This window comes from Ignavibacteria bacterium, assembly GCA_016873845.1.
GTDB lineage: Bacteria > Bacteroidota > Ignavibacteria > Ch128b > Ch128b > JAHJVF01.
Genome location: VGVX01000002.1, coordinates 18,812 through 42,906 on the forward strand (window position 1 = coordinate 18,812; position 24,095 = coordinate 42,906).

Here is a 24,095-nt window from a genome sequence, read left to right on the forward strand (position 1 = left end):
TACTCCTTTAATTGATTTATGATTTAGTTATTTAATTAGAGACATTTTTTTGTTCAAAGTTTGTTTTGCATTTTTTAGCGAATAGATATAAGTTCCTGATGCTAATTTAGATGCATCAAACGTTACTTTATAATTTCCTTTCTCAAATTCGGCACCGCCGATAAGTTCAGTAACGAGTTCTCCAAGAGAATTGTAAACTATCAAGCTAACATTAGATTTTTCGATCACAGAGAATTCAATTGTAGTCTGCGGGTTGAATGGATTAGGATAGTTCTGATGCAATTCAAATGAAGTTGGAATTTTATCAGTTTTTTCAACGCTAAGAATTACGATTGGAACTGTGGGTAAAGTACCATTGTATTTCCATTTGTCAACTGTCCACCCATAATGAGAAACAGAATACAGGTTAAATGAATTATCAACATCTACATTATAAACTGAAGTATAACCAGAAACGTCGCCTTGTTTACCACCATCACCTCGATTACTGTAAGAGCCTGTTTTCTTGTAATTCCAATCAGCCATATCGATCATTCCAAGTCTTTCTCCAGTATTAGGATTTAATACATAAGCTCTGCCGTATGAATAAGCTGCACTTCCACCAAGAAGGACATCACACGCGACAAATAGTAAATTCTTTGTTGGCATTATCTTCATACCCATTGGACCAGGTCTTGAAGTTGGAGAATTAGGTACAGTATCATTATAAGTGAAATTAAATCCAGTATATTTTGTATACCCAGTGGCAGGGCTTCCAGTATAACAATAAATTTTTCTTGTAGTGTAATTTGAAACATAAATCAACGTTCCCGCTTTATTCACTGCTACACCTCTAATATAACCTGGTTCAGGCAATGTTATTGTCTGAAGTGGAGTTGATGAATGCAAGAATCCCCAATTGACGTCATTATTAATAGAGTTGTAAACCAGAACCTTTCCAGCATTTGTGGAATCCCCTTCTTTTGTGACATAAACTAAGCCAGCTTGATCGACATCGATTCCAAATATTGGTTTGTTATCCCCAGTGGACATTCTCCACTCGGTTGAGTATACGCTGTCAGTCCGAACGGCAAATACCAAAATATTTCTATCAACGGTATCATTGTTCGCCACGTAAACAAGACTATCACTTCCAACAGCGATATCCCAAGGTTTTAGCATATCAACAACGTCGAATCCACTGATCCATTGCTGTCTATACCCGCCTACACCACTTGTACCATAAGGGTACCTTCCAATGCGTCCATTTGCTGAATCTGCATTTTTATATGCAACCAGGTAGGCGGTGTTATTAGTTGGTCTATTTACAAGTGCAACGAAATTATTTTCGGAAAAAACTCCGACGCTGGGAGTGTTATATCCCGTTGAATTTGGTTGATCGTCCCAAGTTGCATAAGCACAGTACCAGAGTGAATCTATCATTTGTGCATTAGTGAAGTTAACGATCCCCAAAAAAAGAATTAAAAAAAACGTAATTTTCTTCATAGCTCTCCTGAGTTAGTTTTTATTTTATATTTATTTGCATTATGTACCGGTCGGATATTTATCCATTTCTAAACCTAAAGTTAAACTTTTGGCGTTAAAAATCAATATTAATCGACAAATGTTTTAGAGAATTAAAGATTCAGTTTAGCCCGAAAAAAGCTCAACCAATCGTTATTGTATTTTTTTTATTGAATGCATAACTTGACAACTGATTAAATGACAATTCTGTTGATCAAAAATTACTCTCGGCAAGTCCTTTCCATTGCATTGCCGGCAATTGCGGGATTGTCGAGCCACATAATCGTTGCGATAGTTGATACTGCAATGGTTGGCAGACTCGAAAACGCAAAATACAGTCTTGCTGCTATGGGTATTGGAGTACTAGCTACCTGGGCAGTTACAAGTTTTTTTTCAAGTCTGAGTACGGGCACTCATGTTTTAGTTGCGAGGCGTGAAGGGGAAGGGGATTTTCTCGAGTGCCGAAAGATTTTAAATACTTCACTAATACTTTCTTTCCTTATTGGAGTTGTATTTGGAACAATAATTTTCTTCGGTGCTTCGTCATTTACATTTTTAATTTCTGCTGATCCAATTGTTGAAAAACTTTCTGGCGAGTACATATCGATCAGATTTCTTTCCCTACCATTTTTTTTAATGATCGTATCATATCGTGGATTCTTTTTTGGGATCGGACATACGAAAATTTTTATGATTTCTGGAATCATTCTAAATATTGTAAACATTTTCTTTAATTGGGTTTTTATTTATGGAAATTTGGGTGCGCCTAAACTTGGTTTAACGGGCGCAGCTCTTGCTTCAGCAATTGCAACAGTTGTCGACTTCTTTTTTTATTTGTATGTAACATTTTTGCATTATTATCGAAAAAAATACAAAAATCCTGGTTCCTTTAATTTCGATTTAAAAGCAATGACTCAAATAATAAAATTATCTCTGCCGGTTTCTTTCCAGAATATTTTTATTCTAGTTGGATTTTTAAGTTTCATTGCAATAATCGGTTTGATTGGGACACTCGAACAAGCTGCAACTCAGACCGTTATTTCATCAATATTTATTTCGCTTCTGCCTTGTTTCGGATTTGGAATTGCAGCTCAGACTCTAGTGGGTAATAAACTTGGCTTGAAAGAATTCGAGAATGCCAAAAAACTTGGGAATGAAACTTTAAAACTAGTAACGATTTTTACTTTATTCATTGCATTTATTTTCATTGTGTTTCCAGAATTTATTCTGAGAATAATAACCACCGATGAAACAATTGTGCAGGCAGCTATTACACCTTTAAGAATTGCTGGATTTGCTCAGATATTTTACGGTGCTGCGATTGTGTTAGCGAATATAATCCAAACTGCTGGATTAACGCTTTATGTAATGTTATCTGAAGTGATAACCAATTGGATAATTTTCATCCCGCTTGTATATTTATTTGGAGTTGTCTTTGATTTTGGTTTTGTTGCAACATGGTTCAGTCTTCCCATTTATATCATTTCTTATTTGCTGCTTCTGCTTATTAAATATGCTTCAGGTAAATGGATGTTAAAAAAAGTATGAATTTTTTCTTAACTCGGCTTTCAAAAATTAACTCACTAGCCATTTTAGCGGCAATACTGATTCTGTTTAAAATTATTCTTAACTCAAACGAATCGTTAATCTTTGTGATTGTGTTTGACTTGGTGTTGATATCCTTTTTCTTCCTGTTAACCTCATACTTTTACGATTTGCTTCGCAATAAGAAAACACAACCATTAAGTTTAATAATAAACATAATCGTTGTCGGAGCCGTCCTACTTTTTTTATCGGCATTATCGTTTAGTCTCTTTGAAAACATTTTTTCAAGTATTCGAGATGTTTTAAGGGAGGGAAATGTATTTGTTCTGATACTTTCTTCTTTTTATTCGATCATTGTTCTCATCGGCTCTGCTTATTTAATTTCTATTTTAACTTATCTTTTCTTTTTGAAACAGAAAAAAAATCTACGGTTGTATCATCGAACTATGATGATATTCATTGCTCTTGCTGCATTTTCGAATGTATTTCACGATATGAATGAGATCAAGTTTATCAATTACACATTTTCTTCCGTAGCATACATATTTATCGGATGGAACTCAATACGAATATCTTGGATTGCATTTATAACCAAGAAGGAAAAGTTTATAATCATGCTTCTTTCCATTGGAGTGCTTATTCTTTTTGGATTTAATACCGAGCAGTTTCAACTCAATTACACAATTGGGAGAATTATTTTCATTTTCTCACCGACGCTTGCAAAAGGGATTTCAATAATTTTTATATATTTAATAATATACAGCACTGTGCTTCTTTTTACTTCACTATTTCATCTTCCGACCTCGGAAGCATTCGAGAGAAAAGCCCAGGAAGTTACCTCACTCCAAGACTTAACTAAATTACTTACCCAGGTTTTTGATTTTTCAGAATTAGCGGAAACTGTTACGACAACAACCATCAAAGTTTGTAACTCAGATTCTGCCTGGTTGAGCATATTTAACAAAAACGAAAAGAAATTTTCTGCTGTATCAGTGAAAAATATAAAACACATTAGCGCAAATAACATAACTAATTCGATTGCACAAGAATTGAATTCCAGTGGTGGAAATCAATTTGGGTACCTCCGAGTGAGTGAATTAAAAGATGATTCAATGAGTGAAGTTTCGGACTTGGGGAATCTCGTCGTTGCTTATGCACCACTAAAAATTCATGGCGAAGTAAATGGATATTTATTTGCTGGTAAAAGCGGTCAGATTGATTTCGATGAGGATGATATAAATGCAATCAAATCATTTGCAGAATATTCTGCAATCGCAATTGAAAACTCCCGTTTGCTGATCGAGTCCATTGAAAAGGAGAGACTTGAAAAAGAGCTTGATCTGGCAAGAGAAGTCCAAAATAGGATTTTGCCTCATAAAACACCTATGATCAGAAATCTAGATATTTCATCTGTGTTCATTCCAGCATTTGAAGTCGGCGGCGATTATTTTGACTTTTTTGAAGTCGATAAAAATAAATTGGGAGTTGTGATTGCTGACGTTAGCGGCAAAGGTGTATCAGCTGCCTTTTATATGGCGGAAGTGAAAGGAATTTTTGAATCACTTTCGAAAATTCTTATAAGTCCGAAAGAGATTTTACTTAAAGCAAATGAAGTTTTAGAACGGAGTTTAGATTCCAAGACTTTTGTCAGCTCTGCATATTGTTTATTCGACTTGGAAAAATCGAAAGTAATGTTGGCACGTGGCGGGCATTGTCCCATTATATTAATGAGAGAGAGACAAGTTCAATACATACGCCCAACTGGTATCGGATTGGGATTGAATGCTACAGAAATATTTTCGCAAAATTTATCTGAGACAGAAATTTATTTACAAGAAAATGATATATTAGTACTATTCACTGATGGTATAACTGAAGCGAGAAATGAGTATCAGGAAGAGTTCGGTTATACACGTTTTGAAAAGATTCTGAGGGAGAGTACTGATTGCAATGCTGATGAAATCTCGAGACGTGTAATGAAGGAGATAACCGTTTTCTCAAAAAACAATCATCAGCACGATGATATAACATTGGTGATAATTAAGTACGTCGGAAACAAGGGAGAGACGAAATGACCGAGTTCAAAATAAATTCGAGAGAAATCTCGAATGTAAATGTCTTAGACATTACCGGCTATCTCGATGCACATACAGCTCCGGTGCTCGAAGAAGCATTCGCTGGTTTAATTAATGAGGGCAAGTACAAAATTATTGTTAATTTTTCAACTCTTGATTATATCAGCAGTGCAGGATTGGGAGTCTTCATGGCTTTCATTGATCAGGTAAGATCCAATTCAGGAGATATTAAATTAACCTCAATGTCAAAGAAAATTTTCAACATCTTTGATCTGCTTGGTTTTCCATTGCTTTATGAAATTTATTCAAATGAAACTGATGCCATCAAGAAATACGAAAATCAGTAATTCACCAAATTGAAAACAGAAAAACTACATAGAGAAGCAAAGTTTAAAAGTACTACAAATAATTTAGGTAAAATCCGAAGCTTTATAACTAATATTCTGCTACAATGCGAAATATCCGAGGAAGAAAGGGATAAAATAATACTCGCAGTAGATGAAGCTTGCACGAATATAATTAAACATGCGTACAAACTCTCTCCAGATAACGACATTAAGATTCAAGTGAATTTTTATGACTCCGAACTAAATATTAAAATAATTGACTACGGACAGTCCTTCGATCCTTCAAAGGTTCCAATTCCTGATATTAAAGAATTTTATAAAAAACACAAGGTGGGGGGATTAGGGTTACACTTAATAAGATCCTTAATGGATGAGGTGGATTTTAAGATAATTCCAGGTGTTCAGAACGAAGTTACATTGGTTAAAGTACTCTCAAAAACTTCGTGCTGTTAATGGATTCGCAAAAATCTGAAAACCAATACGACTTTCGTACTACTTCAGCCAACCTATCAACAATTCTCGAATTTGGTTCACAAATAAATTCAAGCCGAATTCCGGAATTCGTTTTAAATAATATTTTATTTACTTGTCTTGCCAAATTCTTAGTTAGTAAAGCTGCTATTTTTTTGTTTTCTAAAAATCAGCTTGTACTGAAAGCATCGAAGGGATGTATAATTGATAAAAATGATCTTGAAATAATTATTCCTCAAAAAATTGATAAATCAAATATTTCCCTCCTGAAAGAGGTTTCGAACTTTAAATCGAAATATTCATTTGAGATTATTGAACTGATTCATTCATCCAAGCAAGAATTGGGGATACTTTTTTTGGGGAAGAAATTAAACAATGGTAAGTTTACTGATGAAGATGTAATCCTACTAAGAGCAATATTGAATATCTCCGCGCCTGCAATTGAAAATTCAAAGTTTATATCTGAACTGAAAATTGTTAATCAAGAATTAAATTCAAAAATTACTCAGATCAGAGCATTGTTCGAGATGAGTAAAGAATTCAGTCTACTGCTCGACGTAAAAAGTGTATGCAAGCTGCTGAGTTATACAATCATGGGAAACTTGGTGGTTAAACGTTTTGCGTTTCTTTACAAAGAACATGAAGAAATGCGATTATTGGATTCTAATTTTCCAAAAGATGATTTGAGGGATTTAAGTCTAAGCTTGGACAAATACAATATTATAACTTCAACTAAAACCAGCGAATTTAGAGATGAGATTTCCAATTCTTTGACAAAACTGGAGCTTGAGCTGGTTGTTCCAATGCAAATAAAAAACGAGACGATAGGTTTAATATTACTAGGACGAAAATCATCCCGGGAAGACTATTCAGAGAATGACATGGAGTTCCTTGAGTCGCTAGGAAGTGTTGCAATGGTTTCGCTTGAGAATGCACGACTCTTTAAGAAAGCAATCGAAAAACAAAAAATGGAGGAAGACCTTGCGATCGGAAAAGAAATTCAGCAAAACCTTTTTCCAAGAATTTTACCTCAATCGAATGTTTTTGATATTTCTGCGATAAATATTTCCTCAAGACAGGTAGGAGGAGATTACTACGATGTATTTCGATTAAGTGAAAAAGAGATTCTGATTCTCATCGCTGATGTATCGGGTAAAGGGGTCGGAGCTTCGCTTCTAATGGCTAACTTACAGGCGTTTGTGAAATCGCTAACCAAAATCGAATTTGACCTTTGTAGTTTAACTTCCCAAGTAAATGATCTGCTTGTGGAAAATCTTACACCTGGAAAATTTATAACTTTTTTCTGGGGAATATTGAATGAAGAATTGAGAACATTCAAATATGTGAATGCAGGGCATAATCCGCCGTTATTAATTAGGGATAGAAAGATCATAGAGCTCGATAAAGGCGGAATGATACTCGGAGTAATGAAATCAATCAAAGATTACAACTGTGAAATTATTCAGCTTGAAACAGATGATTTAGTTTGCCTGTTCACAGATGGAGTAACTGAGGCAAAAAATTCTTCGGAGGAAGAATATTCTGATGAAAGACTTAGAGCAAAGATTATTAAAAATGCTAAATCTAATGCGAAGACCGTAATTGATAAAATTACGAATGATATAAGTAAGTTTTCCTCAAACGTCGAACAGAGTGATGATATAACTCTTCTTATTGTTAAGACTCTTCTTTAACATTTCTCAAGCTTATCAATCCTACCAAAAAAAATATTCCACCGGAAATTATAAATCCAAGCCGAACACCATATTGAAGTGCAAACAGTCCACTCAATGTTGGTCCCAATAGATTTCCAAGAATTTGTGAACTGCTTGCGAATCCCAAAATTCCACCACGCCGATCAAGGGGTGTGTTGTGACTTACAAGTGTGTAAATGATTGGTAATATTCCTCCGAGTGCAAAACCAAGAAATGCTCTGACAATTATTACTGGAATTGGATTGTGAAGAAAAAAGTGTGATGCATAACAAATTGAACCAATAATCGCTGCTGTCATGAGAAGTTTTCTTGGTTGGAACTTCTCACTTAGTTTACCCCAAAATGGAGCCGCTATTACTGTAAAAATTCCCATAATTCCATATAAAACTCCTGCAGTCGTAGCGAGATAATTTTTGTCAATATTAAGTGTTTCAACATATAGAGCAAACAGTGGCTGAATAAATCCGACTCCTGTCTGAGCGATAACAATTAAGAGTAAAAGTATTTTCAATTGTTTGAATTGAAAAATATAATTTAGATTGTGCCTGACAGAAAATTTTTTCTGTGTGTCCTCTTGAATTTTGTTTTCACGGACAAGGGAAATGACAAGTAAACCGCTTAGGGAACAAATTCCTGCGACGAGATAAAATATCGGTCGGATACCAATTGTATCTGCAAGTGTCCCACCGAAGAAAGGTCCAAGAACAGTGCCTGCGGAAGTTGCAGTCTGTAAAATTCCGAGGGCATAACCGGTTTTCTCTTTTGGTGTGGTTGTCGAAATCAAAGCTAATGATGCCGGTAGGAATCCACTTATTGCACCTTGAACGAGTCTTGCTGCTAATAATTGATAGACATTTTGAGAAAATCCAATGAACAGTTGAGCTAACGCTAATCCAAAAATTGCCCGGATAACCATCAGTTTTCTGCCGTACTTATCACCTAAATATCCCCAAAAAGGAACAAGAAAAAATGAAAGTACAAATGGTCCCGAGAAAACAAAACCGCTCCATTTAGCAGTCTCATTCACATCAGTGATACCAAGTTCGCGGACGAAAAGCGGAAGAAATGGTATTACTAAGCTCATTCCAAGCATAGCGATAAATTGACATATCCACATTACAAATAGATTACGACGCCAGGACACTAATCATTCAGCTTTCATTAACGATTGATTCATTATTCTTCAATTTTCTTTACAATAATACCAATAATTTATTCAATGATTGGCAGAATGTAACTTTTTTTTCCAGAATATTGACATTAACTTGAATTGCCTTTATATTTGCTAAGTATGAAACGGTTTCTATACATTACGATATTCATATCGTTCATCTCTGTTCTCTTTGCCGGAACTTTCCTCGAATATTTTCGAGGAAAGAGCGAAAGTGAACGTGTAGTTCTTGAATGGAAAACTCGAGAAGAGGCTTCACTCAAAGAATTCACAGTCGAACGAAAATCTGCAGTCGGGGATTATATTACAATAGGAACTATTTCACCTAAAGGAAGCAATTCACTTTATACATTCACTGATGAAACTGCCTTTAAAAGCTCCTCATCTGTTTATTATTACAGAATAAAAATACTTGATACAGACGGCTCTTATGCATATTCGAATGAAATTACAATCATTCATAGTGTGTCAAGTGTTAAGAGAACTTGGGGAAGCATTAAGGCAATGTTTAGATAAAATTCTTTTCTCTTTTTTAATAATCCTTCAATCCGTAATTTTGCACCATTAATTTTAAAATGAGTTTATTAGAACTTTCAAAATTACCACTCGTACTTGCATCAAATTCACCAAGAAGAAAACATCTTTTATCAGTCATCGGTTTGAAATTTGAATCCGTCTCTCCGGATGTTGATGAAACTCCTATAAAGAATGAAACTCCATTAAAGTTTGCCCAACGTATCGCTAAAGAAAAAAATGAAATTGTGAGTTCAAAATTCACAAATAAAATAATTCTCTCTGCGGATACAATTGTCGTGCTTGGGAATAAAATCTTGAATAAGCCGAAAGATAAAGTAGAAGCTTCTAAAATGTTGAAGTCATTGAGCGGGAAAACACATAAGGTTATTACGGCAATTACCCTCAACAATCAAATCAAGAAAAAAATACTCAGAGATCATGAAATAACAAAAGTTACATTTCGAAAATTGCAGCTATCTGAAATCGAGGAATATGTTGAAGGAGGAACCTGTATGGATAAAGCAGGTTCGTATGGAATTCAAGAAGATTTTGGTGCAGTCTTTGTTGAAAATGTGAACGGTTGTTACTACAATATAATGGGACTTCCATTAACAAAAACTTATCAAATGCTTCAAGAAACAATAAAGTGATAAAATAATTTGAAAAATTTGCAGAAGAAAATAATAATCGGAATTGTAATCGCTGCAGTTGTTTACCTTGCTTTTTCTCTCTATGTGGATTTTGATAATCTAATTGAAGCCTTTGGGATGTTCAATTTTCTTTGGTTTCCTCTCATTCTTCTACTCTCGTTTGCAAATTATTATCTCCGTTTTGAACGCTGGCATTATTATTTGAATATTTTGAAAATTGAACTGCCGCGAAAAATAAGTTTTGCGATTTTTATCGGAGGTCTTGTCATGTCAATTACCCCAGGTAAGATGGGAGAGTTGCTGAAATCTTATTTAATAAAAGAGTACAATGGAACTAACATCCATAAATCTGGTCCTATCATTTTAGTTGAACGTCTTAGTGATTTTGTTGCATTGCTGATTGTTGCAATGATTGGTGCTTGGTATTTTGATTTCGGAAGAGCAATTGTGTTAATCACTCTGATCGTATTTGGGGCAATATTAGTACTCCTAAGTTGGCCGAAAGCTGCTTTGCCGATACTACATTCAATTGGAAAAGTAAAAATTCTTCATTCAATAAGCGAAAAAATTATTGTTGCATATGATCATTCTTATAAACTATTAAGGCCGTTCCCATTATTATCGATGCTGATTCTTGCCTCCATTGCTTGGATGTTGGAAGCATTTGGGCTTTATATTATACTTCATGCTTTTAATACGCCGGCAACTTTTTTCTGGTCTACTTTCATCTATTCATTTTCGTCAATAGTAGGGGGACTCTCACTGCTTCCGGGCGGGATTGGACCGACAGAGGGAAGTCTTACAATTCTGCTCGTCCGAACTGAAATTCCTTTAAATATTGCTTTCGTTTCGACTTTTTTAATTAGAATTGCAACTTTGTGGTTTGCAGTTTTCATTGGTATTTTTGGTCTGATTTACTTCCAAAGAAAAGTTGTACACAAAAAAGTTTTTGAAATCGACGATCAATAAAATGTATTTTACCATTAAAGGTGAAGGGCTAAAATCAATTCGAACTACATTTTTCCAGCTGATTCTGATTACCTTGAAAATAAGCTCATTTTTTACTAATTTGAAACAAAAAAGGAGTAAATCATGGCTTCTGATAAAGGAATAGCAAAAGGATTAATAGTTGGCTTTTTGGCTGGAAGTGTTGTCGGTGGAATTATTGCGCTTCTATTTGCTCCAAAAAGTGGTAAAGAATTGCGTCAAGACATCAAATCTAAGGCTGACGATATAAAAGACGACCTTGATGAGTATTACACCGAAGCGAAAGAGAAAGTCTCTCAGCTTTATAATGATGGAAAGAAAAGATCAGAAACTTTAATTCATGATGCAAAAGAAAAAGCTCATAATTTATTGAGTGAGGCAGAAAAAGTTTTAGCCGATGCAAAAACCAAAGCTTCCGATAGGATTGATCAAGCAAAAACGTCTGCCAGCAAAGAAGGATCACGTATCAAGACGGCTTTTCAAGCTGGTGTTGATGCCTATAAATCAGAAAAAGAATCATAATTAAAAAATTTAGTTAGTGTGGAATTACTACTTTCTATTTTGCAAGCTGTACTTTTTGTAGCGCTGATTTTCTTTATAATTTATCTCACTTATCTACTTCGCCAAGTTGTAAGTTCGGTAAAAGCAATTGAATCAGACGTTGATAAAATTTCTCAGAAAGCGTCGCCTGTCTTGGAGAATCTTGAAGGGTTAACTTCAAGGTTCAACAATATTTCAGGCACGATTGAAGAGCAGGTTAATACTGTGAAAGATGCTGTTGGCTTAGTAAAAGAAACATTTGATGATGTTGAAAGAATCAAGAACAAAGTAAGGTCAGCGATTGAAGATCCGATTGATGAATTCATCTCCACGAGAAGTGCAATTACAAAAGGTATCAAGGTTTTTTGGCAAACACTCATTGATAGAAAATAAAGTCTCACATCCAATTTATTTAACGGAGGATATTTTTGAAAGAGTACAAATCTAAAAACATTAGGAATATTACGCTCATTGGTCACGGTGGCTCAGGCAAAACATCGATAACAGAATCAATTCTTTTCACTTCTGGAGAAATCACCCGATTAGGCAAAGTCGAAGATGGAAATACTACCTCAGATTTTAGACCCGACGAAGTTGAAAGACAAATTTCAATAAGTGCTGCAATGATGCATTGCGACTGGCAGAATACTAAAATCAACATTATTGATACACCAGGTTATGCAGATTTTATCGGTGAAGTAAAGTGTGGTTTGAGTGTGGCAGACACAGCAGTGTTAGTTTTAAAAGCTGTAGAAGGAATTGAAGTTGGGAGTGAGATCGTTTGGAAATTCGCAAATGATGAATCGATCCCAAAGTGTTGTATTATCAATAAATGCGACAACGAAAGGGCAAATTTTTCTGAAGTTTTCAATCAAATTAAGAACGATTTAACTCATGACGCTGTCGCTGTTCAAATTCCAGTAAACCAAGGAATTAATTTTAATTCAGTTATCGATCTGCTCAAAATGAAAATGCTTGTTTATGAGCGGAATGGAAATGGCAAGTATAAATTGGAAGATATTCCTAGTGATCAGAAGGCAGAGGCTGATAACCTCCGAAATGAACTTGTAGAAAAAGTGGCTGAGACAAACGAAGATCTCATGAATAAATATTTTGAGAACGGAAGTCTTACTGATGAAGAAATTAAACAAGGTATTCAAAAAGGAATCTTGAATGGTAATTTAGTACCAGTCGTTCCAATAGGTGCAACAGCCAATGTAAATTTGGCTGGATTTATGGACTTTGCGGTAGAATACCTTCCTTCGCCTGCAGAGAGAAATGTAATTAAAGCTCTGAAGAATGGCAGTGAATTAGATTTACCAATTAATGAAGAAAAAGAACCCGCAATGTTTGTCTTCAAGACTCTTTCTGAATCTGCTATTGGCGAACTTTCTTTCTTTAAAGTTTACAGCGGCACTATTCAGCACGGTTTAGATTTATCTAATCCTAACACAAATAAATTTGAGCGAACCAGCCAGATATACATTCTTAACGGGAAACATAGAAAAGAAGTCCCTCATCTTTTTGCAGGCGATCTTGGTGCTGTTGTGAGGCTGAAAGACACACATACTAATAATACTCTTGTATCAAAATCTTTAGGTATCAAGTTTAAAGAGATTGCCTTCCCAAATCCAATAATTCAGTTTGCTGTAAAACCAAGAGCTCAAGGTGATGAAGATAAAATTGCAAATGGATTTCATACTTTACATGAGGAAGATCCGACATTTAAAATGCATTTTGATCCGGAATTATCTCAGACAATAATCAGTGGACAGGGGGAACTGCACCTTAATTTAGCTGCAAAAAAATTAAAAGATAAATTTGGAGTTGAAGTTGACTTGATCGAACCTAAAATACCCTACCGCGAAACAATTAAGGGCAAGTGTTCTGATTCAGAGTATAAGCACAAAAAACAATCCGGTGGAAGAGGACAATATGGTCATGTTCATTTAAAGCTTGAACCGCGCAAGAGGGGCGAAGGATTCGAATTTGAGGATGCAATTGTTGGCGGTGTTGTTCCAGGACGATTTATACCCGCTGTCGAAAAAGGTCTGAATGATATTTTGGAAAAAGGTGTTTTGGCTGGATATAAAGTAGTTGATGTAAAAGTGACCTTATTCGATGGTACTTACCATACAGTCGATTCAGATGAAATTTCATTTAAGATTGCTGCGGCACAAGCATTCAAAAAAGGATTTTTAGACGCAAAGCCGTGTCTGCTCGAACCGATTGAAGAAGTAAAAATTACTATTCCTGAAGAATACATGGGAGACGTAATGGGGGATATTTCAAGTCGACGAGGAAAAATTCTAGGAATGGATACAGGTGGGAAATATCAGATTATCCGTGCTTTAGTACCGCTTGGAGAGTTATTTAAATACTCTACTCAATTGCGAAGTATGACTCAAGGTAGAGGATTATATGAAATGTCTCTTTCTCATTACGAAGAAGTTCCTAAAGAGATAGAAGCAAAAATAATTGCCGCTGCCGAGAAGGAGAAAGAAGAAGCCTGATCTATGGAAAGGCTTTTCTCACCTTGGCGGTCTGAATACATCGAATCGTTTCATAAAGAAAACGGTGACAAAACTTGTGTCTTCTGTAATGCCGTTAATGAAAATCCAGTTGATGTAAATTCTTTGGTAGTCTATAAGGGAAAAACCGTATTTATTATCATGAATAGATATCCATATAATAACGGACATCTATTAATTCTTCCATACCGTCATGTCGCAAAATTAAATGAACTTAACGATGCCGAGAAGACAGAAATATTTTATCTGCTTGAGGTATCTGTTCAAGCACTTGATGGAGCACTAAATTCTCAAGGGCACAATATTGGAATGAATCTTGGTAAGGCTGCCGGTGCCGGGATCGAAGATCACCTCCATTTTCATGTTGTACCAAGATGGAATGGAGATACGAATTTTATGCCCGTGCTGAACGATGTGAAATTAATTTCAGAAGAAATTCTTAAAACAAAAACTAAATTGATTTCGTTTTTCGAAGGTTTTAAAAAATGAATATCGCTGTTATTGGAACTGGCTATGTTGGATTAGTCTCTGGAGTCTGTTTAGCTGAGACAGGTAATCACGTGATTTGCGTTGATAATAATCTTGACAAGCTCAGCAGGTTGAGGCAAGGTGAGCCTGTGATCCATGAACGTGGATTAAAAGCTATCATGCAAAACAATATGGAGAAAAATCGCCTCGAGTTCACAGACAACTTGAAATACGCTGTTGAAAAAAGCAGTGTCATTTTTTTCTGTCTACCGACACCTCAAGGGGAAGATGGTGCAGCAGATTTGCGCTATGTTCTCGAAGTTGCCGATGAGATTGGAAAGATATTTCAGACTTATAAGGAGAAAAAATACAAAGTTATTGTAAATAAAAGTACTGTACCCGTTGGAACTGCAGAAAAAGTCTTTGCAAAAATCACATCACATGGGGAGTATCCTTTCGATGTTGTTTCAAATCCAGAATTTTTGAGAGAAGGTGTCGCTGTAGAAGACTTCTTAAAACCTGAAAGAATAGTTATTGGAACTTCTTCGAAAGATGCCGAGGAGATTATGAAAAATCTCTACGAACCGTTTGTTCGTTCAGGGAATGCTATTTATTTCATGGATGAGAAAAGTGCTGAAGTTACAAAATATGCAGCAAATACTTTCTTGGCTGCAAAAATATCTTTCATGAATGAAGTTGCAAATTACTGCGAAAAGGTTGGTGCAAATGTGGATTTTGTCCGCCTTGCAATTGGAAGTGATAATCGGATAGGAAAAAGATTTTTATTTCCCGGAATCGGTTATGGCGGATCTTGTTTCCCAAAAGATGTGAAAGCATTTCAGAATTCATTTAATGAAGCTAAAGTTAAATCAAATATTCTTGATGCTATTGTAAAGACCAATGAAGCTCAAAAAGAAATTTTATTTCAAAAAGTCAACAAACATTTTAGCGGAAAGATTTCGGGTAAGAAGTTCGCACTTTGGGGCTTAGCTTTCAAACCTGATACAGACGATGTGCGTGAAGCACCTGCATTCAAGTTAATCGATCTGATTCTTCAAGAGAAAGGCAAAATTACGGCATACGATCCTGAAGCAATGGAGAATACAAGAAGCATTTATAATGACAAAATCGATTTTGTAAACGATAGTTTAGATGCAGTTAAAGATGCTGATGCACTTATTATAGCAACTGAGTGGAATGAATTTCGAAATCCTGATTTTGCTGAGATGAAAAAAATGATGAAAGAGTTCGTGATTTTCGATGGAAGAAATGTTTACGATCGCGAAAAGGCGAAAAGATATGGATTTATCTATTATTCCATTGGAAGGGAAAATGTAACTAAAGAAATCTTAGAATCATGAAACAACTCCTTCAAAGAATAAAAGATGGAGAGATGCTCGTTGCTGATCTGCCATCCCCTGCATTGATGAAAAAGGGTGTGTTAGTTCAAAACTATTTTTCACTTATTAGTGCCGGAACTGAGAGAACCTCAGTAGAAAAAGGCAAAGATAATTTATTCGTAAAGGCATATAAAAATCCAGATATGGTTCAGGCAGTTTTACAAATTGTCAAACGTGATGGAATCCTTCAAACAGCAGAACGTGTCATGGGATCGCTCAATGATTTTAGAGCTTTAGGTTACAGCAGTGCAGGTGTAGTTCTTGAATCAAACAGTGAAAAATTTAAGCCAGGAGATAGAGTTGCATGTGCGGGTGCAGGCTTCGCTAATCATTCTGAAAAAGTTTTTATACCGGAAAATCTTTGTGTAAAAATTCCAGACAATGTTTTAATTGAAGAGGCTGCATTTACTACACTCGGTGCAATTGCATTGCAAGGCGTAAGGCAGGCAGATGTTACTCTTGGCGAAACTATTGCAGTCGTTGGATTAGGATTACTCGGTTTATTGACAGTTCAGTTACTGCAGGCAAATGGATGTAAAGTTATTGGATTAGATATCTCCCAGGACGCATTAAAATTTGCGGAGGATTTTGGGACAGACTTCGTCCTTAAAAGTTCAAAAAGCTCAAAAGAAGAAATACTCGCTCTCACTAATGGATATGGAGTTGATAAAGTTATCCTAACAGCTGGGACTGAAAGTAACGAACCAATCGAACTAGCAGGGGAGATTTGTCGAGAACGTGGAAAAGTTGTAATTGTTGGAGCTGTTAAAGTTGATATGCCGCGTGGTCCATACTACATGAAAGAATTAGAAATAATTATGTCTCGATCCTATGGACCTGGAAGATACGATGTATCATACGAAGAAGAAGGGACAGATTATCCCTTCGGTTACGTTCGCTGGACTGAAAACAGAAACATGCAGGCTTTTCTTGATTTGATTACATCAAACAGAATCAACATCAAGCCTCTTTTGACGCACAAGTTCAAAATTGAAGATTTCCAAGCTGCATACGATTTAATTCTTGGCAAGAAAAAAGAGATGTACCGCGGAATATTATTCGAATACGATCAAAATTTCAGAGAAGAAAAAAGATCATTTCCTCATGGGACTTCACTTCAAAAATCCGACATAATCACAATTGGATTTATAGGAGCTGGAAATTTTGCAACTGCAAGCTTACTTCCCCACTTGAAAAAAATGGATGTAACACTTCACAATGTATGCACAGTGGAAGGTGTTCAAGCAAAAAATGTTGCCCAAAAATTTGGCTTTAATAATTTCACTACTGATCCCAAAGAAATATTAGACAATCAGGAAATAGATACTGTTTTCGTGGTAACTCGACACGATTCACACGCTGAATTTGTCTTTCAAGCACTTAAGAGAGGGAAAAACGTCTTTGTCGAGAAGCCATTAGCTCTAAATGAGGCACAGCTTAGTGAAATTATGGGATTGGATTCTGGAAAAAAAATTCTTTTGGTTGGTTTTAATCGACGTTTTGCGCCGTGCATCGTCGATATAAAAAACTATTTTAAATCTTCTCCATTTAATTTATTGTATCGAGTAAACGCTGGTAAAATTCCATTAACACATTGGGCTCAAAGGCCTGACCAGGGGGGAAGGATTATAGGCGAGGTTTGTCACTTCATTGATACATTGAGCTTTATTAGTAGTTCACTTCCTGCAAGTGTTTTCGCATTTTCTATTTCATTGAATCTTGGAAATGAGAAAGAGGAAGATACAATGTCTTGTGTTATCAAGTTCAGAGATGGTTCGATTGGAACAATCATTTATCAGGCTAATGGGGACAACTCCGTTAGTAAAGAGTATCTCGAAGTATCATCTGGACAGAAATCGGCAATCATGTATAATTTCGAGAAAGTTGATTTCTATCAGGCTGGTAAGAAATACACGAAAAATTATTCAGGCAAAGGGCACAAAGAAGAGGTTCACAGTTTTATCTCTGCAATTAAGAATGGTGAACCATCACCAATTTCTCCTGAATCAATTTACTATACTACAAAGACAACTTTTGCAATAATCGAATCAATGCGATCGAATAAACTAGTTGAGATCATCATTTAATCGAAGTTCGCTTAGTTAGAAGAAGTGTAATGGCTGGTAGTTCCGACATTTTGCTTTGTATCAATTCGTTTAAAGAGTCACTCAACTCGGTTGGTATAAACAAAATCATTGCAAAAAATCTTACTTCAAAAAGGATTGATTTGTCTCCTCTTTCGGATGGTGGTGATGGATTCTTACAAGTAATCCAATTCCAAAAAAAATGTAATTCTAAATATTATTTTATTTCGTCTCCACTTTTGAATAAAAAAATCAAAGTTGAGATAATCTACGATGATAAAAATGTTTACATTGAGTCTGCAAATGCTCTTGGATTGAAGCTAATTTCCAAAAAGAATCGCAATCCGCTTAAAACAAGTTCCTATGGATTTGGTGAATTACTTCGCAAAGTAATTCACGATAGGACTCTAAGAGGTAAGAGTGTGATCATTGGAATTGGCGGTACCTCAACAAATGATGCTGGATGCGGGATGGCTCAGGCGCTCGGATATAAACTGCAGAATAAAAATGGGAAACCGCTAAAGCTTGGTGGAAGAAATTTACGTTCACTTGAGAAAATTCCGAATTTCGAAAACATGAAATATAAGTATGGTAACCTAAATATTTTTGCCGTTGCTGATGTACAAAATCCGCTGACCGGAGCTAATGGTTCCACTAAAATTTATGCAAAACAAAAAGGTGCAAGAAGGAAGGATATTCAAACCCTGGAAATGGGGATGATAAACTTTGGGAAGATTGCAAAAAGGTATTATGGAGAAAATTTAACACGGAAGAAAATGTATGGCGCTGGCGGAGGATTAGCTGCAGGTTTGAATGTGTTTCTTAATGCACACGTGATTTCTTGGAATGAGTTTTTCGAAATTAAGATACTTGAGAAAAAAAGATATGAGTACATTATCACAGGTGAAGGAAAAATCGATTCACAATCATTCAACGGAAAGGGTGTTGGCGAAATTTTCAAATTGAGTAAAAAGATAAATGCAAAACTTATATTGATTTGCGGTTCAGTTGACAGAAAATCGTTGACTCCGATGCGCATGCGAAATATTTATAAAGTAGTTTCAATCCAAGATTATTTCAAAAATGAGAATGAATCGATCAGAAATGCTACGTTAGGATTGAAATTAGCTGCAATGGAAATAAATAAAACTATCAAGTAATTCACCTCTAATAAATGAGCAGAGCAAAGAGTTGTTTGTAAAATATGCCATATATGAATATATTTAATTGATTTCCTGAGATTTCATGAATAAAATTTTAGTATTGCCAGAAAATATTGCTTCGAAGATTGCTGCTGGAGAAGTGGTTCAGCGGCCTGAGTCTGTAGTGAAAGAACTCATTGAAAACTCGATTGATTCTGGAGCAGACAATATCACATTGATTATTAAAGATGCTGGCAAGTCTTTAATTCAGGTCATCGACAATGGCGTTGGAATGTCAAAAGAGGATGCAAAGCTTGCTTTCTATAGACATTCAACGAGTAAGATAAAAGAACTTTCAGACCTCGATAATATTCTGACACTTGGTTTTAGAGGTGAAGCTCTTTATTCAATCGCAGCTGTATCACGGATCGAAATGAAAACAAGAACAGAAACCCAAGAGTTAGGGACTCAGCTCATATTCGAAGGAGGGGAATTAATCGAAGAGTCCATCGTTAACTGCGAGCGGGGAACATCCATAAGTGTAAAAAATCTTTTTTTCAGTGTGCCGGCAAGAAGAAATTTTCTGAAAACGAATGCTACAGAGTTCAAACATATTCATGACACTTTCCAACGGATTTCACTAAGTTTCTGTGAGAAGAGGTTTAGTTTTATTGATGACGAAAAACTCGTTTATGATATGCAGCCCTCATCACTTGAGAAACGGATACAATTTTATTTTGGTGAATCTCAATTGGATTCAATACTGCCTGTTAGTTTTACTTCAGATACGATTGAAGTCAGCGGTTATATTGGAGCTCCGCATTTTGCAAAGCGAAACAAGGGTGAGCAGTTTATTTTTTTAAACGAGAGGTATATTTCAAACCGTTCAATTGCACATGCGGTTTATAGAGGGTATGAAAATATTTTAGAGAAAGGTGAATTTCCTTTCTTTATTCTTTTCTTAAAACTTGATCCAAAAAAAATTGACGTTAATGTACATCCATCCAAACTAGAAGTTAAATTCGATAATGAACAATTAATTTACAGTTCGATCCTTGTAGCAGTAAAAGAAGCATTAACTTCTAAAGATATTTCACCTAATCTCGAATTCTCAATAGATAACTCATTGAGTGAGAAAACTCGATTTACAAAACCTTCATTGGATAAAAACAGTTTCATAGCGAAAGAAATTTATTCCTTTAAAGAGAATTACAAAAAAACACAAGAACACGATGTTGGATTTTCTTCTAGATCAAAATCCAAGGTAGATATAATTGATGAGACAAATACATTGATAACTGCCTTCTCTATTGACGACGAATCTAAATTTGAAGAGGCAAAACTTCCTTCGAGAGTGGTTTGGCAGCTGCACAATAAATACATTTTAACTCCAATCAAAAACGGATTAATGTTGATTGATCAGCATGTTGCTCATGAACGAGTATTGTACGAGAAAGCACTTGAAAGTATTGAAAGCAATCTTCCATTCTCGCAGCAATTGTTATTTCCGCAGACTATAGAATTGGCTCGGCCGGATTTTGAACTAGTCACTGAACTGAAAGACCTTCTCCAAAGAATTGGATTTGAAATTAAAGAATTCGGCAAATCCGCGATAATCATTCAGGGAATTCCTCATGATATTAAAAGCGGAAAGGAGAAAGAAATTTTGCTCGAGATACTTGAATTATATCGCGAGTATGAACGTGCTGGACTTACCAACGAGAAAGACAAAATAGCAAAATCATTTGCATGCAAAAGCGCAATTAAAGCAGGGGAAATATTATCAGAAAAGGAAATGCTGTCTTTAATTGATAATCTATTTCTGACAAAAGTTCCCTACGTCTGCCCGCATGGAAGACCTGTTTTTATTAAATTGTCGATTGACGAACTTGACCGAAGATTCGGAAGAACAGTTAAATAGAGGATTAACATGAAAAATAATGAAAAGCATAATCAGCAAAAGATGAAATGGAAAGATGAAGCTGAAAAAATGAAGACGATTGATATAACTTTTGATTCTATCAGCGGAAATAAAAATGAATTGCTCTATTCACCTGAAGATATTCGGCACATGGATTATGAAAAGGATCTAAATTTACCAGGTGAATATCCCTACACTCGCGGCATCCACAAAAATATGTACCGCGGTAAGCTTTGGACGATGCGTCAATTTGCTGGCTTCGGTTCACCAGAAGATACGAACAATAGGTTCAAATATTTATTAGCTCACGGTCAAACTGGACTCTCAGTTGCGTTTGATTTACCAACTCTTATGGGTTGGGACGCAGATGCTGAATTAGCTCAGGGTGAAGTCGGTATTTGCGGCGTCGCAATTTCTTCACTAAAGGATATGGAAAAGTTGTTTAATCAAATTCCATTGGGAGAAGTTTCGACTTCAATGACGATTAATTCTCCTGCAGCAATGATATTCGCATTTTATCTGGCCGTTGCTGAAAAACAAGGAGTGAAATTTTCAAAATTACGCGGTACACTTCAAAATGATATTTTAAAAGAATACATCGCACAAAAAGAATATATCTTTCCTCCTAATCCTTCGATGAGGATAATCGTTGATATGATTGAATTCTGTGCAAAAGAAGTTCCGCAGTGGAATCCGGTGTCTATCAGCGGCTATCATATTCGTGAAGCTGGTTCGACAGCTGCCCAGGAACTTGCTTTCACCCTTGCAGACGGATTTGCATACATTGAAGCCTGCATGGAAAGAGGAATGGACGTTGATAATTTTGCACCACGTCTGTCGTATTTCTTCAATGCACATCTTGATTTTTTTGAGGAAATTGCAAAATATCGTGCTGCGAGAAGAATTTATGCTAGGAGGATGAAAGAAAAGTACGGTGCTAAAAATCCACGCTCATGGTGGCTTAGATTTCATACCCAAACTGCTGGCTGTTCCTTAACTGCTCAGCAACCTGAAAATAATATCATTCGCACTGCGTATGAAGCATTAGCCGGAGTCTTGGGAGGTACACAATCGCTTCACACAAACTCAATGGATGAAACGCTGGCTCTTCCAAGTGAAAAAGCTGTAAAGATTGCTCTTCGAACTCAACAAATCATTGCTTATGAAACAGGTGTTATAAATACAATCGATCCTCTTGGAGGAAGTTATTATATTGAAGCGTTGACAAACAGACTTGAAGAAGAAGCAAATAACTATTTTGAGCAAATCGATTCATTAGGAGGTGTGATCCCCGCAATTGAAATTGGTTTCTTCCAAAAAGAGATTGCCAATGCTGCATATCGATATCAAAAGGAAATTGAAGCGAAGAAGCGAATTATTGTTGGTATAAATGATTTTGTTGAGGAAAAAGAGAAAATCGATATCCCGATTCTCTACATCTCCCCTGAAGTCGAGAAAAAACAAAAAATGGAATTAGCAGATATAAAGCAAAACAGAAGTCATGAAACAGTTACAGCAAAACTCGAGAATCTGAATTATACAGCCAAGAATGATAAAAATCTTATGCCTTATATTTTAGATTGTGCCAGAAACTATGTTACTCTTGGCGAAATGTGTGATGAACTAAAAGAAGTCTTCGGTGTTTACGAAGAAAGTGTTGTATTTTAGTAATATGAGCAGTGTAATTAGATTAATACGGGTTAAGCAGTGGATAAAGAATCTATTTCTTTTTGCTCCGCTCGTATTCTCTCAGCATCTTTTTGAAAGTGATTACTTCGCTAAAGTATTAATTGGATTTATAACATTTTGCTTTCTGTCAAGTGCGGTCTATATTTTGAACGATATTGCTGATGCAGATAGTGATCGCAGACATCCCATAAAGAAATATCGCCCCATTGCATCAGGTGAGATAAAAATACCGATCGCACTATTACTCGCGGTTTTGTTAATTTTTCTTGTTGTAGTCTCAGCAGTCAATCAGAATTATAAATTCAACTTAGCTCTCTTTTCATATTTGGGTGTTAACATCGCCTATACTTATAAATTTAAAAATGTTGTACTGCTTGATATTTTTTCCATTGCTTTTGGATTTATGGTGCGGATTATCGCAGGAGCTTGGGTAGTTAACATCGAAGTTTCGAGTTGGTTAATACTCTGTACTCTTTTTCTCTCTTTATTCCTTGCAATCACAAAAAGAAGAAGCGAAATTACTCTTGTTGAAGAACAAAATCTGAATGACACGAGAAAAGTTCTTTCGGATTATTCAGTTGCATTTGCAGACCAGATGGCAACAATTGTGGCATCCGGAGCTGTGATTTCTTATGCTTTGTATACTGTATCTGAAAGAACAAGGGAGACATTCAATACTGAATCCTTAATTTTCACTACTCCGTTTGTAGTGTTCGGAATTTTTCGGTATTTGTATTTAGTGCATAAAAAAAATCTCGGAGAAAATCCGACAGCCGTTGTTACCACCGATCTGCCAATGATAATTAATCTTTTTCTCTGGCTCTTGTCAGCAATTCTAATTATTTATAAAACGAGTTTTGATGTAAACCTATGAAAAAAGTTTTTATTCTTTTCAGTGTTATCACATTTTTTGGTTGCACAGCGACAAAGCATGAAACCTCAAATCCGTTAAAAATTGGATTTCAAATTCAAAATCTTTGGCAGGACTTGATGCCGACTGTATTGCATGAATCAAAAATTTATGCTGACTTTGATCTTGACCTGACAAATTTATTCGACTTCGATATAACCGGTGTCGCATTAGAAAATTTCAAAATTTTGAATGAACAAAAGAGTCTGTCATTGCCTCTTTATCTTCCAAATACCAGTTTACTTCAGAATTTAACTTTCGGACCGAATGAGAATAAAAAATTTCAGATCAGAAGTGAAGCTAATCCGCATACATCCAAATTCTTGATTAACAATGAACGATTCCATATTTCTTTTGATATTCGGAATAAAAATAATTTAGTGTTCAATTATGTTTCACCGAGGATCCGAATAGAAAAAGTTTATTAGAA

At 35.6% G+C, this 24,095-nt stretch carries 21 protein-coding genes; 19 read left to right on the forward strand and 2 right to left on the reverse strand.

Features of this window, described 5'->3' with window-relative positions; translation table 11 throughout:
• Nucleotides 1-27 precede the first annotated feature (27 nt).
• Complete coding sequence (locus FJ213_00750) at nucleotides 28-1,485, reverse strand: T9SS type A sorting domain-containing protein (protein ID MBM4174693.1); 1,458 nt, start codon at nucleotides 1,483-1,485, stop codon at nucleotides 28-30.
• Nucleotides 1,486-1,701: 216 nt separating this feature from the next.
• Between FJ213_00750 and FJ213_00755 the strand changes: the two genes are divergently transcribed.
• The 5 genes from FJ213_00755 to FJ213_00775 are packed head-to-tail and all read left to right on the forward strand — an operon-like array spanning nucleotide 1,702 to nucleotide 7,635.
• A complete protein-coding gene (locus FJ213_00755) occupies nucleotides 1,702-3,051 on the forward strand; it encodes an MATE family efflux transporter (GenBank protein MBM4174694.1) in 1,350 nt (449 codons plus the stop codon).
• Nucleotides 3,030-5,123, forward strand: a complete 2,094-nt coding sequence (locus FJ213_00760; protein ID MBM4174695.1) for a hypothetical protein — start codon at nucleotides 3,030-3,032, stop codon at nucleotides 5,121-5,123. Before FJ213_00755 ends, FJ213_00760 begins: the two co-directional genes overlap by 22 nt.
• Complete coding sequence (locus FJ213_00765; GenBank protein ID MBM4174696.1) at nucleotides 5,120-5,470, forward strand: STAS domain-containing protein; 351 nt, start codon at nucleotides 5,120-5,122, stop codon at nucleotides 5,468-5,470. The genes FJ213_00760 and FJ213_00765 overlap by 4 nt, the downstream gene beginning before the upstream one ends.
• A 9-nt stretch (nucleotides 5,471-5,479) precedes the next feature.
• Nucleotides 5,480-5,923: an ATP-binding protein gene (locus tag FJ213_00770; GenBank protein ID MBM4174697.1), complete on the forward strand. Its 444-nt coding sequence runs from the start codon at nucleotides 5,480-5,482 to the stop codon at nucleotides 5,921-5,923.
• On the forward strand, nucleotides 5,923-7,635 hold the full coding sequence (locus FJ213_00775) for a hypothetical protein (GenBank protein ID MBM4174698.1): 1,713 nt from the start codon (nucleotides 5,923-5,925) through the stop codon (nucleotides 7,633-7,635). The genes FJ213_00770 and FJ213_00775 overlap by 1 nt, the downstream gene beginning before the upstream one ends.
• Here FJ213_00775 and FJ213_00780 read toward each other — a convergent pair.
• Nucleotides 7,619-8,800 carry a multidrug efflux MFS transporter gene (locus FJ213_00780; protein ID MBM4174699.1) on the reverse strand — a complete coding sequence of 394 codons (1,182 nt, stop codon included), beginning with the start codon at nucleotides 8,798-8,800 and terminating at the stop codon, nucleotides 7,619-7,621. The two genes, FJ213_00775 and FJ213_00780, sit on opposite strands and share 17 nt — an antisense overlap.
• Nucleotides 8,801-8,947: 147 nt before the next feature.
• Between FJ213_00780 and FJ213_00785 the strand changes: the two genes are divergently transcribed.
• The 14 genes from FJ213_00785 to FJ213_00850 all read left to right on the forward strand — a co-directional run bounded on the left by FJ213_00785 (nucleotide 8,948) and on the right by FJ213_00850 (nucleotide 24,093).
• Entirely contained in the window at nucleotides 8,948-9,343 is a 396-nt protein-coding gene (locus tag FJ213_00785) for a hypothetical protein (protein ID MBM4174700.1), read from the forward strand.
• Nucleotides 9,344-9,402: 59 nt separating this feature from the next.
• Nucleotides 9,403-9,993, forward strand: a complete 591-nt coding sequence (maf, locus tag FJ213_00790) for a septum formation protein Maf (GenBank protein ID MBM4174701.1) — start codon at nucleotides 9,403-9,405, stop codon at nucleotides 9,991-9,993.
• A gap of 9 nt (nucleotides 9,994-10,002) precedes the next feature.
• Nucleotides 10,003-10,962, forward strand: a complete 960-nt coding sequence (locus FJ213_00795; protein ID MBM4174702.1) for a flippase-like domain-containing protein — start codon at nucleotides 10,003-10,005, stop codon at nucleotides 10,960-10,962.
• Between the two features lie 123 nt (nucleotides 10,963-11,085).
• Nucleotides 11,086-11,502 (forward strand): gas vesicle protein, encoded by a 417-nt coding sequence (locus FJ213_00800; GenBank protein ID MBM4174703.1) that lies wholly within the window; start codon nucleotides 11,086-11,088, stop codon nucleotides 11,500-11,502.
• 18 nt (nucleotides 11,503-11,520) lie between these two features.
• Nucleotides 11,521-11,913 carry a DUF948 domain-containing protein gene (locus tag FJ213_00805; GenBank protein MBM4174704.1) on the forward strand — a complete coding sequence of 131 codons (393 nt, stop codon included), beginning with the start codon at nucleotides 11,521-11,523 and terminating at the stop codon, nucleotides 11,911-11,913.
• A gap of 35 nt (nucleotides 11,914-11,948) precedes the next feature.
• On the forward strand, nucleotides 11,949-14,033 hold the full coding sequence (fusA, locus tag FJ213_00810; protein ID MBM4174705.1) for an elongation factor G: 2,085 nt from the start codon (nucleotides 11,949-11,951) through the stop codon (nucleotides 14,031-14,033).
• Nucleotides 14,034-14,036: 3 nt separating this feature from the next.
• Entirely contained in the window at nucleotides 14,037-14,540 is a 504-nt protein-coding gene (locus FJ213_00815; protein MBM4174706.1) for an HIT domain-containing protein, read from the forward strand.
• Entirely contained in the window at nucleotides 14,537-15,880 is a 1,344-nt protein-coding gene (locus FJ213_00820; protein ID MBM4174707.1) for a UDP-glucose/GDP-mannose dehydrogenase family protein, read from the forward strand. The genes FJ213_00815 and FJ213_00820 overlap by 4 nt, the downstream gene beginning before the upstream one ends.
• Nucleotides 15,877-18,006: a zinc-binding dehydrogenase gene (locus FJ213_00825; GenBank protein MBM4174708.1), complete on the forward strand. Its 2,130-nt coding sequence runs from the start codon at nucleotides 15,877-15,879 to the stop codon at nucleotides 18,004-18,006. The genes FJ213_00820 and FJ213_00825 overlap by 4 nt, the downstream gene beginning before the upstream one ends.
• Before the next feature lie 29 nt (nucleotides 18,007-18,035).
• Nucleotides 18,036-19,163, forward strand: a complete 1,128-nt coding sequence (locus FJ213_00830) for a glycerate kinase (GenBank protein MBM4174709.1) — start codon at nucleotides 18,036-18,038, stop codon at nucleotides 19,161-19,163.
• 85 nt (nucleotides 19,164-19,248) lie between these two features.
• Nucleotides 19,249-21,066 (forward strand): DNA mismatch repair endonuclease MutL, encoded by a 1,818-nt coding sequence (gene mutL, locus FJ213_00835; GenBank protein ID MBM4174710.1) that lies wholly within the window; start codon nucleotides 19,249-19,251, stop codon nucleotides 21,064-21,066.
• A gap of 9 nt (nucleotides 21,067-21,075) precedes the next feature.
• The gene (locus FJ213_00840) at nucleotides 21,076-22,734 is read left to right on the forward strand and encodes a methylmalonyl-CoA mutase (GenBank protein MBM4174711.1); all 1,659 of its coding nucleotides are present in this window, start codon (nucleotides 21,076-21,078) and stop codon (nucleotides 22,732-22,734) included.
• A 4-nt stretch (nucleotides 22,735-22,738) separates the two neighbouring features.
• On the forward strand, nucleotides 22,739-23,629 hold the full coding sequence (locus tag FJ213_00845) for a decaprenyl-phosphate phosphoribosyltransferase (GenBank protein MBM4174712.1): 891 nt from the start codon (nucleotides 22,739-22,741) through the stop codon (nucleotides 23,627-23,629).
• Nucleotides 23,626-24,093, forward strand: coding sequence for a hypothetical protein (locus FJ213_00850; protein MBM4174713.1), 468 nt, complete (start codon nucleotides 23,626-23,628; stop codon nucleotides 24,091-24,093). Before FJ213_00845 ends, FJ213_00850 begins: the two co-directional genes overlap by 4 nt.
• The last annotated feature ends 2 nt before the right edge of the window (nucleotides 24,094-24,095 follow it).

Excerpts from the sequence above, each read along its gene's own strand:
- FJ213_00765 (MBM4174696.1), top strand. The coding sequence starts at position 5,120 with ATGACCGAGTTCAAAATAAATTCGAGAGAAATCTCGAATGTAAATGTC.
- FJ213_00785 (MBM4174700.1), top strand. The coding sequence starts at position 8,948 with ATGAAACGGTTTCTATACATTACGATATTCATATCGTTCATCTCTGTT.
- FJ213_00775 (MBM4174698.1), top strand. The coding sequence starts at position 5,923 with ATGGATTCGCAAAAATCTGAAAACCAATACGACTTTCGTACTACTTCA.
- FJ213_00840 (MBM4174711.1), top strand. The coding sequence starts at position 21,076 with ATGAAAAATAATGAAAAGCATAATCAGCAAAAGATGAAATGGAAAGAT.
- mutL (MBM4174710.1), top strand. The coding sequence starts at position 19,249 with ATGAATAAAATTTTAGTATTGCCAGAAAATATTGCTTCGAAGATTGCT.
- FJ213_00760 (MBM4174695.1), top strand. The coding sequence starts at position 3,030 with ATGGATGTTAAAAAAAGTATGAATTTTTTCTTAACTCGGCTTTCAAAA.
- FJ213_00820 (MBM4174707.1), top strand. The coding sequence starts at position 14,537 with ATGAATATCGCTGTTATTGGAACTGGCTATGTTGGATTAGTCTCTGGA.
- FJ213_00815 (MBM4174706.1), top strand. The coding sequence starts at position 14,037 with ATGGAAAGGCTTTTCTCACCTTGGCGGTCTGAATACATCGAATCGTTT.
- FJ213_00850 (MBM4174713.1), top strand. The coding sequence starts at position 23,626 with ATGAAAAAAGTTTTTATTCTTTTCAGTGTTATCACATTTTTTGGTTGC.
- FJ213_00755 (MBM4174694.1), top strand. The coding sequence starts at position 1,702 with ATGACAATTCTGTTGATCAAAAATTACTCTCGGCAAGTCCTTTCCATT.
- FJ213_00800 (MBM4174703.1), top strand. The coding sequence starts at position 11,086 with ATGGCTTCTGATAAAGGAATAGCAAAAGGATTAATAGTTGGCTTTTTG.
- maf (MBM4174701.1), top strand. The coding sequence starts at position 9,403 with ATGAGTTTATTAGAACTTTCAAAATTACCACTCGTACTTGCATCAAAT.
- FJ213_00825 (MBM4174708.1), top strand. The coding sequence starts at position 15,877 with ATGAAACAACTCCTTCAAAGAATAAAAGATGGAGAGATGCTCGTTGCT.
- FJ213_00845 (MBM4174712.1), top strand. The coding sequence starts at position 22,739 with ATGAGCAGTGTAATTAGATTAATACGGGTTAAGCAGTGGATAAAGAAT.
- FJ213_00750 (MBM4174693.1), bottom strand. The coding sequence starts at position 1,485 with ATGAAGAAAATTACGTTTTTTTTAATTCTTTTTTTGGGGATCGTTAAC.
- FJ213_00830 (MBM4174709.1), top strand. The coding sequence starts at position 18,036 with ATGGCTGGTAGTTCCGACATTTTGCTTTGTATCAATTCGTTTAAAGAG.